The sequence below is a fragment of the Enterococcus cecorum genome (assembly GCF_052119425.1).
Lineage (GTDB): Bacteria > Bacillota > Bacilli > Lactobacillales > Enterococcaceae > Enterococcus_E > Enterococcus_E cecorum_C.
This window is the reverse complement of the sequence record NZ_JBQKFH010000032.1, coordinates 23650-29852: the sequence shown is the minus strand read 5'-3', so window position 1 is coordinate 29852 and position 6203 is coordinate 23650. Positions and strand designations below refer to the sequence as shown.

Sequence of the window (6203 nt, the reverse complement as noted above, 5' to 3'; positions counted from 1 at the left end):
CATAAGCATCGATTGAAGAAAGAAAATAAAAAAAGAGAGAAAGCATTCATAAAATAACTTTCTCTCCAATTGACTTAATTGCCAACAACACTACTTGACAAAGAGCCAAAATAAATCAGCCCGGAAAGGAGACCGAGCTGAAGAATGGTTATTTTTGACGATAAGTAGCTAAAAACTTGCGCATCTTATCCATTGTTAATTTCAAATCATCCAAATTAGGTAAATACACAATTCGGAAATGATCCGGCTGCATCCAGTTGAAACCACCACCATGCACCATTAAGACATGATGCTCATGAAGAAAGTCTAATACAAATTGCTCATCATTAGTAATATTGAACTTCTTCACATCAATTTTTGGAAACATATAAAAAGCAGCTTTAGGTTTAACTGCCGAAAGTCCCGGAATATCATTCACGGCTTTATAGACAAATTCGCGCTGTTCATAAATGCGGCCACCTGGTAAAAGTAGTTCATCCACACTTTGAATGCCCCCAAGTGCGGTTTGAATGACTTGTTGGGACAAAACATTTGAACACAAACGCATGGAAGACAGCATATTTAAGCCTTCAATATAATCTTTCGCAATCGATTTCTTCCCAGTTAGCACCATCCAACCTACACGGAAACCTGCCACACGATGAGATTTCGATAAGCCACCAAACGTCACTACAAAGCAATCCGGTGCCAAAGTCGCAATTGGGATATGTTTGTAATCATCCATCACCAAACGATCATAAATTTCATCAGAGAAAATCATCAATTCAAATTCACGCGCGATGTCAACAATTTGCTCTAAAATTTCTTTTGGATAAACAGCCCCTGTTGGATTATTCGGATTAATTAAGACAATTGCTTTCGTTTTAGCAGTAATCTTAGAACGAATATCCGCAATATCTGGATACCATTCACTTTCTTCATCACAGATATAATGAACAGGCTTGCCACCTGCTAATGAGACTGAAGCCGTCCATAAAGGATAATCCGGCATCGGCACAAGCACTTCATCGCCATCATTACACAAAGCTTGCATCGACATGGTGATCAATTCACTGACGCCATTACCAGTATAAATATCATTAATCGACAAATTTGGAAACTTTAATAATTGATAATATTGCTCGATTGCCTTTCTCGCTGAAAAAATCCCCTTTGAATCTGAATACCCTTCTGATTGGCGGACATTCATAATCAAGTCGCGAACAATCTCATTTGGCGCTTCAAAACCAAATGGCGCAGGATTTCCTGTATTTAGCTTTAAGATGGAAATGCCATTTTCTTGCATGCGTTCAGCTTCTTCTAAGACTGGACCACGGACATCGTAGCTAACATGATCTAATTTATGTGATTTTTCAAACCTTCTCATTTGTTTTCCTCTTTTCTTTTCTACTAGCCAAGTAGCCTTTCATCCATTATATCAATTTGTCAGAAAATTTATAGTGAAAACGCAAAATATTTCGAAAATTTAAGAAAAAAAGTCTGGCCGTCAAAAATAGCCAGACATAATTATTATTCAAAATATTTGGTATTGCGTTTTTCTTTCGCACCCTCTTCAATCATCGTATCTAATGAACCTAAGACTGATTTTTTCTTTGCAATCATTTCTTGTGTTGCTTTCGGTAAATTATTACGATCTTTTGTAGCACTTGGAACTTTGAACTTCTTCACAGTGGGTTCATTTTCCTCTTGTTTTACTTGATAAGGCGCTGGCTCGGTATCGAAAAGCATATAGCTGTCCTTGCTCTTTTGCATCGAGTTCAACAACTCAGATTGGTCTACCTCTTCCTTTTTATCAGGGATTAATGAAGCAGGTACATAAGTTGGTTCGAAAACCGACTTTTTAAACACATCTGTCTTAGGTGGTTTGGCATGAATGGCAGGCGTTTCCTTTTCATTTCGCACCTTATAAGTCGCATGCAAATGACTGCTACCGAATAAGTTTTTCTTGCCAGTTGGCGTCACTTCCACTTTTGGATGACGTGAATAAGTAGGTAAGTTTTCGCGATGTTTTTTCAACTCTTCCATCTGCTTCACACTATGACCAGCTTTATGCGCAATTGTCTTATTCCCACGACGAGAAGTATTTACTTTATTTTGTCTATTTGCTTTTCGATCAATATCTTCATCCGTTAAAATCCAATCTTCTTCAAATGAGAAAGGTTTACGAAAAGTACCATCTTGAAGTTTTACTCCATCTTCATCTGAAAAAGCAGGAAAACGGAAATGATTTCGTTTGATGTCTGTATAATCATTCATGATAAATCATCCTTATTTTTTCGTTCTTTTCTCATCATAACATATTACAGAGAAAATAAAAACTAGGAAAAATGAAAAGAATACCTCAAAGTCTTATTTTTCAGATTCTGAATATTGAATAATCTTGTCATCACGATAATATACAACAATTTGGTTTGCATATTTTCTTGCCGTTTCTTTACTAAAAATGTGTTTTAACCACGTTTTAAAATATTTATCAAAATTTTCTCGATCAATTAGTTTATTAACTTTTTTTCCATCTATTAAACTATCGTCATTCTCAGAGGCTAGCGAAGGTATTTTAATAACTATTTTATCATACGGTTTTTCATCAAAAATACTTGAATTTTCAGTCTTAACATCAACCCCTTTGATATTTACAAAAAGACCATCTAAATTTAAATCTCTTTTCATCGTCTCTTTTTTTGAAAATTGCCAAAAACCCAAAAATATGGAACCTAATAAAGATATTGTAATTATCCAAAGTAATATTTTTTTCATTTCACTTTCGTTACCTTCCAATTATTTTGATATATTGCCCATCTATGATTCTTATAAACCAATTTTGCATCTAATAGATAAACATCTTTAAAAACAAAGAACTTCTTCACATTGAACTTACCCTTAATAACCAACACATTTTTATCCTTATTATCAAAAGAATAATTATTAGTAGTTGTCCATTTATTAAACTTAATATTATCGTTTTTATCTAATTGTTCTTTGACAAACGAATCTATTTGTTTCTTTTCTGCCGATTTTAAGTCTAAATAATCCGTAATTTTTACTCCATTTTTATATGTTGCAACTTCTAATCCATCATACAGTATTCTAACAGTCTCACTACTTTTTTTGGCCATTTCTTCATTTATTGACTCTAAAAATGCACCCTTTAATTCATTTCTCCTACTATCATCGTCAAATAAGGGTGAATAGTTGATTATTTTTGGAATATAAATAATTACTTCTTTTTCTCGAGTAGAAAACCATTTTACAATTCCATTTTGCGGAATCACTCCAACCTCACTGCCAATAATTGAAGAATATGTATCCCTTACATCCGTATATTCACTTATAGCTTTCTTTTGCTCATTCCACGGAGAAAGACTTTGAAAAATTCCACTAAATGCAGGGATCCCAATAAACCTTATAAATACAAGCGAAACAGCTACTACTATAACAATATTCAGACTTAGTTTTATTATTTGTTTAGGATTACCAAAAAACAATCCCAATATATTACTCTGATTTTTATCACTTCTACCCATTTTTTAAAAACTCCTCACAACTCATTACTTTTGCGAATTCTTCGTTCAACGCTGCCAAATGAGACTGATGCAACTCCTCCGCATCTATCCAATTACCCATAATGTCTCTTAACGCATATGTAACAGTGGCATCACTAATTAATGTCGTTTCAAAGCCAAGATTTCCAGCCATCCGAGTCGTTGTAGAAACACAATGAGGCAAAGTTAGACCAGTAATAACGAGTCGACAAATCCCTTCTTCGTGTAAATATTCTTCTAAGTTTGTTCCAATAAATGCACTATTGACGTGTTTTTGAAAAACTTTCTCTCCAGGATGTGACTCAAAACCTTCCATGAACTGATAACCTTCTTCAGTGAAAAAGGCTGAGTGAGGATCCGTACTCAAGTGTTGAATATGAATGATTGGTTGTTTCGTTTCACGGAAATAATCCATTAAATTTAATATATTTTTTTCTGCATCAGGATTGTTTCGCTCAGATCTATCCGCATTCAAAAATCCCTGCTCCATATCAATAACTAATAAAGCTTGCATAAGGTTCCTCCCAAAAACATTTTCTAAATTATACCCTATTCGTTGTCTTATCTTCTATATGTAACCGAATACAAAACAGCTAAATAAACAAGTAATAGAGTGCACATTATATCAAAAAAATTAATTTTTCCACAAAAATAAGCAACCCAAATTGAGCTGCTATAAAAAGAATCAGATACAAAAATAAATTTCAAATAGATTCATTCTATTTCTCAAAAGTTTTAACTTCATTGACAAAATTTAAATAATCTTCCTCCGAATAATAAAAAAGCAAATCTTTCTCAGTGTATTTCAGGCTTGGATTTAAAAAGGTTTCATCAATTGGATAATCTAAATATTTCAAAACAGCCTTAACAAAATCAACAAAATACATCCCTATCCCGGTGATTAATCCATCCTCTATCTCAATTGATTTATGAGTAAAATTATCAATTTCCATAAAGTCAAAATAATCCAATTGCTGAACGAATAATCCTCCAGTATACTTTTTCCCTTTTAATAATCCTGCTTTTCCCAATAAAAGCGGTGCTGATGATATTGCTGCAAAAACAACATCGCTTGAGATACCTTGATGTAAAAAATGAATTAATTCATCATCATATAACCCTACTAGTGGATTAATTGACCCAGGAATAATAACACAATCATAATCTGTAATATTTACTTCTTGAATAAGCTTAGTTGGATATGTGGGTAATCCCTCTTCTGTAAAATAGCAAATATTCTCACTAGCAATAAAATCAATTTCTTCATTAAACCAGATTGATAGTGTAGACGTTATGCATGTAATTTCCTGCAAAGAGTAGTTAGGATATAACACAACCCCTATTCTTTTCATTTAACACACCCGTTTCTAAAACAAAATTAATATGCGACTTGCTTATTAAAATCACATAATCAAAATAAACTATAGATTAAATAAGTCTAACTATTATTTCTTTACCACTTTCTAAGAGGTTTATTGATGAGCAAAATACTCCTCAACTTCTTTTCGAGTATGAAAGACGATGATTTGCTTACCTTCTTTATATTTCTTCAACAATTCAATTATCTCTGGTCGTTGTTTAGTTGGGAAATCCAATATCCATTGTTGGAACTCCTCATCAAACGTCTCTTCCACCCAAGGCATATCCTCGCGCACTTGACCGATTCGCTTTCTAACACTTTCGAAGCAAACGTCATTCGGTAAATCTAAAAAGAATACCGTATCGCAAGCTGCCAATCTTAATTCTAAAGTGGTGAGATAATTTCCATCAATTATCCATTCTTCCTGCTTTATCATTTCTTTTTGACGCTGAATAAATTCCTCTTTCGAAATATTCGTCTGATCTGGTTTATGCCAAATTTGGTCTAAATAATAGAGTGGAAGTTGGCGTTGATCTCTTAACTTACGCGCAAAAGTACTCTTCCCAGAACCAGGACAACCGATGATTAAGATTTTATTATTCATAGCCAAAAATTTTCCCTTTCAACATTCTTCAAATTTCATTATATCAAAATAAAAACGCCTGAACCATAGACAATTCAAGCGCTATTCATTCAACTAATTTTATGGCTATGTCACAACAAACAGTTGATAAATAGCCATTTTTATAGGGGAGTATCAGAACTCCCCTACAAACTGTTATTTGCAGTTATCTATACTCATTTGGAATTTCGATATGAAATGTCTCACACAATAACTTCACATCATGTGCATCATTTTCATCAAACTCGTATCCCAGATGGAACATTACTTGACTATATGGTTCAATACAGGAAACCTCTATTTCCTCAATTCTTCCTTTACCCGAAAAAGTTTCTACCGGAAAACAATCCCCATCATAAAGAATTTCACCTTCGTCCGTATATTCAAAACAATGCAAATCAATAATTCTGTTTTTCAAATCTTCCCATACAGTATGGTTCAATGTTGTATATTCCATCTTAATCTCATAAAAGCCATTAGCTTTCATTATTTCTATAAAGTTCTGATAATCGTTCTTTTCTACAAAAATGTCAATATCATTATGGGCTCTTGACTGATATCCAAGAAGAGCATCTACACCCCAGCCACCATCAAGAAAGACTTTAATCTCCGCATCTATTGCAAATTGAAGAATCTGTTTTACATCTGTTATATTGACCATCTTATCATCTCCACAAAT

At 33.5% G+C, this 6203-nt stretch carries 8 protein-coding genes; all 8 read right to left on the bottom strand.

Annotated elements, in window-relative coordinates:
• Positions 1–148: 148 nt before the first annotated feature.
• A complete protein-coding gene (locus ACTQZM_RS08860) occupies positions 149–1366 on the bottom strand; it encodes a pyridoxal phosphate-dependent aminotransferase (protein WP_016252084.1) in 1218 nt (405 codons plus the stop codon).
• Positions 1367–1509: 143 nt separating this feature from the next.
• On the bottom strand, positions 1510–2256 hold the full coding sequence (locus tag ACTQZM_RS08855; RefSeq protein WP_016252083.1) for a hypothetical protein: 747 nt from the start codon (positions 2254–2256) through the stop codon (positions 1510–1512).
• A 93-nt stretch (positions 2257–2349) separates the two neighbouring features.
• Positions 2350–2757 (bottom strand): hypothetical protein, encoded by a 408-nt coding sequence (locus tag ACTQZM_RS08850; RefSeq protein ID WP_441653531.1) that lies wholly within the window; start codon positions 2755–2757, stop codon positions 2350–2352.
• On the bottom strand, positions 2754–3524 hold the full coding sequence (locus ACTQZM_RS08845) for a hypothetical protein (RefSeq protein WP_441653530.1): 771 nt from the start codon (positions 3522–3524) through the stop codon (positions 2754–2756). Before ACTQZM_RS08845 ends, ACTQZM_RS08850 begins: the two co-directional genes overlap by 4 nt.
• Entirely contained in the window at positions 3517–4056 is a 540-nt protein-coding gene (locus ACTQZM_RS08840) for a cysteine hydrolase family protein (RefSeq protein WP_441653529.1), read from the bottom strand. Before ACTQZM_RS08840 ends, ACTQZM_RS08845 begins: the two co-directional genes overlap by 8 nt.
• Before the next feature lie 205 nt (positions 4057–4261).
• A complete protein-coding gene (locus ACTQZM_RS08835) occupies positions 4262–4894 on the bottom strand; it encodes a DJ-1/PfpI family protein (protein WP_441653528.1) in 633 nt (210 codons plus the stop codon).
• A 120-nt stretch (positions 4895–5014) separates the two neighbouring features.
• Positions 5015–5506: an adenylate kinase gene (locus ACTQZM_RS08830; RefSeq protein ID WP_087401431.1), complete on the bottom strand. Its 492-nt coding sequence runs from the start codon at positions 5504–5506 to the stop codon at positions 5015–5017.
• Positions 5507–5690: 184 nt separating this feature from the next.
• Positions 5691–6185 (bottom strand): lincosamide nucleotidyltransferase Lnu(C), encoded by a 495-nt coding sequence (gene lnu(C), locus ACTQZM_RS08825; protein WP_002837187.1) that lies wholly within the window; start codon positions 6183–6185, stop codon positions 5691–5693.
• Between the last annotated feature and the right edge of the window lie 18 nt (positions 6186–6203).

Coding starts and splice junctions, on each gene's coding strand:
- ACTQZM_RS08830 (WP_087401431.1), bottom strand. CDS start 5,506: ATGAATAATAAAATCTTAATCATCGGTTGTCCTGGTTCTGGGAAGAGT.
- ACTQZM_RS08845 (WP_441653530.1), bottom strand. CDS start 3,524: ATGGGTAGAAGTGATAAAAATCAGAGTAATATATTGGGATTGTTTTTT.
- ACTQZM_RS08855 (WP_016252083.1), bottom strand. CDS start 2,256: ATGAATGATTATACAGACATCAAACGAAATCATTTCCGTTTTCCTGCT.
- ACTQZM_RS08840 (WP_441653529.1), bottom strand. CDS start 4,056: ATGCAAGCTTTATTAGTTATTGATATGGAGCAGGGATTTTTGAATGCG.
- ACTQZM_RS08835 (WP_441653528.1), bottom strand. CDS start 4,894: ATGAAAAGAATAGGGGTTGTGTTATATCCTAACTACTCTTTGCAGGAA.
- ACTQZM_RS08860 (WP_016252084.1), bottom strand. CDS start 1,366: ATGAGAAGGTTTGAAAAATCACATAAATTAGATCATGTTAGCTACGAT.
- ACTQZM_RS08850 (WP_441653531.1), bottom strand. CDS start 2,757: ATGAAAAAAATATTACTTTGGATAATTACAATATCTTTATTAGGTTCC.